This is a genomic window from Caenibacillus caldisaponilyticus (genome assembly GCF_002003465.1).
In the GTDB taxonomy this organism is placed as follows: domain Bacteria; phylum Bacillota; class Bacilli; order Bacillales; family Sporolactobacillaceae; genus Caenibacillus; species Caenibacillus caldisaponilyticus.
The window spans coordinates 1-2,447 of record NZ_BDDQ01000088.1 but is presented as its reverse complement, the minus strand read 5'-3'; the positions used below and the strand labels follow the sequence as shown (position 1 = coordinate 2,447).

At 50.8% G+C, this 2,447-nt stretch carries 1 protein-coding gene and 1 pseudogene; both read right to left on the bottom strand.

Going from position 1 to position 2,447, the window contains the following annotated elements:
• Positions 1-274: 274 nt before the first annotated feature.
• Entirely contained in the window at positions 275-1,777 is a 1,503-nt protein-coding gene (locus tag CCB157_RS16140) for an ABC transporter ATP-binding protein (protein ID WP_077616857.1), read from the bottom strand.
• A gap of 475 nt (positions 1,778-2,252) precedes the next feature.
• Positions 2,253-2,447 (bottom strand): annotated as a pseudogene (locus CCB157_RS18135) (IS110 family transposase); the annotation flags it as partial.

Genomic DNA, 2,447 nt, shown 5'->3' with positions numbered 1-2,447 from the left:
ACGAAAAATGGATATCGGGACGCAAATACCTGGATATGTCCGACTATTGGCAGTGGCGGAAAACGAAAGAGTTAGGCGTTCAAACGATGAATCAGGAAGTTTCGGCGATCAAGAAAGTGGGATAATTTCTTCGACGTGTCAAGGAGAACGTGAAATACCTCGGAAGCGAGGAGTTGCCGCGAAAGCGCCTTGACACACCTGTACTTTGACAACAATGATCATTAGTCCGGGAAGGCGACCGGCAGGGAGACTTGCCGGACTTACCTGCCATACGTCAGGTCATCAGGTCCATCTTTCTATCAAAGGGAAATTTACACAATAAAATGGACTTGACCGCGATCGCGATCCGTTGTTTTTGCCCGCCCGACAGCTTCAGGCCTCTTTCGCCGACTTCCGTGTCGTAGCCGTTCGGCAAAGATTCAATAAAGGCTTCCAGATGGGCGCGCCTTGCCGCTTCCCGAATTTCTTCTTCCGTCGCGTCCAGTTTTCCGTAGGCGATGTTTTCACGGATCGTCCCGGTAAACAAGAAAACGTCTTGTTGGACGATGCCGATTTGGGAACGGAGCGACCGTTTCGTCATGTCGCGCACGTCGATGCCGTCAATCGTAATTTTCCCTTGGTCGACGTCGTAAAAACGCGGGATGAGCGAGCAAATCGTCGTTTTCCCGGCTCCCGACGGACCGACCAAGGCGACCGTCTCCCCCGCCCGGATGTCGAGATCAATGCCTTTCAAGACGGGGTGGCGGGGATCGTAGCGGAAATGGACGTTCTCAAAGCGGATATTGCCCCTTAAATGCGGCACCTCAATAGCGCCTTCGCGGTCCTGGACATCGGGCTCCTGATCGATCAAGTCGAGAAACCGTTTGAAGCCGGCCATGCCTTTCGGGTACATTTCCAAAAGCGTGCTGATTTTATCCACCGGCTTCATCAGAACGTTCACGTACAAAACGAAGCTGACCAATTCCCCGTAGGACAGTTGGTCGTGAAAACTGAGCCAAGCGCCGAATACCAAGACGACGAGCGTGACGAATCGCGTCGCCATGTAAATCGTCGAGTTGGTGTAGGCCATCACTTTGTAGGCTTTGAGCTTCGCCTTGCGGAATTTGTTGTTGTCCGCGTCAAAACGTTTCATTTCGTACGGTTCATTGGTAAACGATTGGACGACGCGGACGCCGGAGACGCTGTCTTCCACGCGCGCGTTGATGTCGCCGATTTTCGCGTACATTTCGCTCCAAGCCTTGTTCATTTGGATGTTGCACGTCGCGATGACCCATATGAGGACTGGAATGATGAAAATCGTCACGAGGGCCAGCTTGACGTTCGTGTTCAGCATCACGGCAAACGCGCCCAAAACCGTCATCACCGCGATGAAAAAGTCTTCCGGTCCGTGGTGGGCGAGTTCGCCGATATCAAACAGATCGTTCGTGATCCGGCTCATGATGTGCCCCGTTTTGGTGTTGTCGAAAAATCGGAACGATTGCCGCTGCACGTGGTGAAACAGTTCCCGGCGCATGTCGGTTTCAATGTTGATGCCGAGCTTGTGGCCGAGGAAGCTCACGATGTACTGCAAAAACGTGCTCAACACGTATACCGCTAAAAGCATCAGGCTGACGGCAAGGATCATCGACCAATTGCCGCTCGGCAGCAGCTTGTCAATGAACCATTGCACGGCGACGGGAAAGGCCAGCTCGAGGATGGCGACGATAATGGCGCTCGAAAAATCGATGATGAATAACCGTTTATGAGGACGGTAATACGAAAAAAAGCGTCGAATCATGGGTGCAAACTCCTTTTCCAGACTAAAGGGCTATCCGGGCGTGTCAATCGGTGAGATATAAAGGATTATAAGGGAACGTCGGTTTTCTAACAAGAAAAATGCCGCTTTTTTCGGAATAGAAGTTTAAGATGTCAATAGGCGGGGATCATCTGCCGATCATGATCACGCTACCGGTAAAAAGAAAGGAGCTTCCGCTTGGATCTGAAAGAAATGGGTCGGGAGAAGGCGCAGGCGTTGGGTGTTCAGGAATAGCCAAAACGCCCAGCCGCTTCAAGCCCCTTTCGCCGACAAGTTATCCGAAAGCCATTCGTTTAACAGAATGAAAAGTCCTACGGTGTGATGTCAAGAGTTAAAAACAAATGAATTGGAAATTCTTTTGGCCATATGTCATAAAAAAGGGTGCACTAAACCAAGCCTCCAGTATATTGTAAATAACTGGAAGCCGATATGACCAAGGTTATCGATGAAGGTTACCTCATCGCGTCACCTTCTTTTTCGGCGCATATATTTGATTGTTGCGGAGCAGCGCATCAATCAGGCGCACCAATTTTCTTGCCGTTAAGACGAGGGCGCGTTTGTGTGAGTGCTTCTGCACTTCACGATACTTTTTTTGGTAAAAGGCGCGGTATTCAGGTTCGTGTCGCCGGACCAGATTGGCAGCCTCAACCCA

Coding starts and splice junctions, on each gene's coding strand:
- CCB157_RS16140 (WP_077616857.1), bottom strand. CDS start 1,777: ATGATTCGACGCTTTTTTTCGTATTACCGTCCTCATAAACGGTTATTC.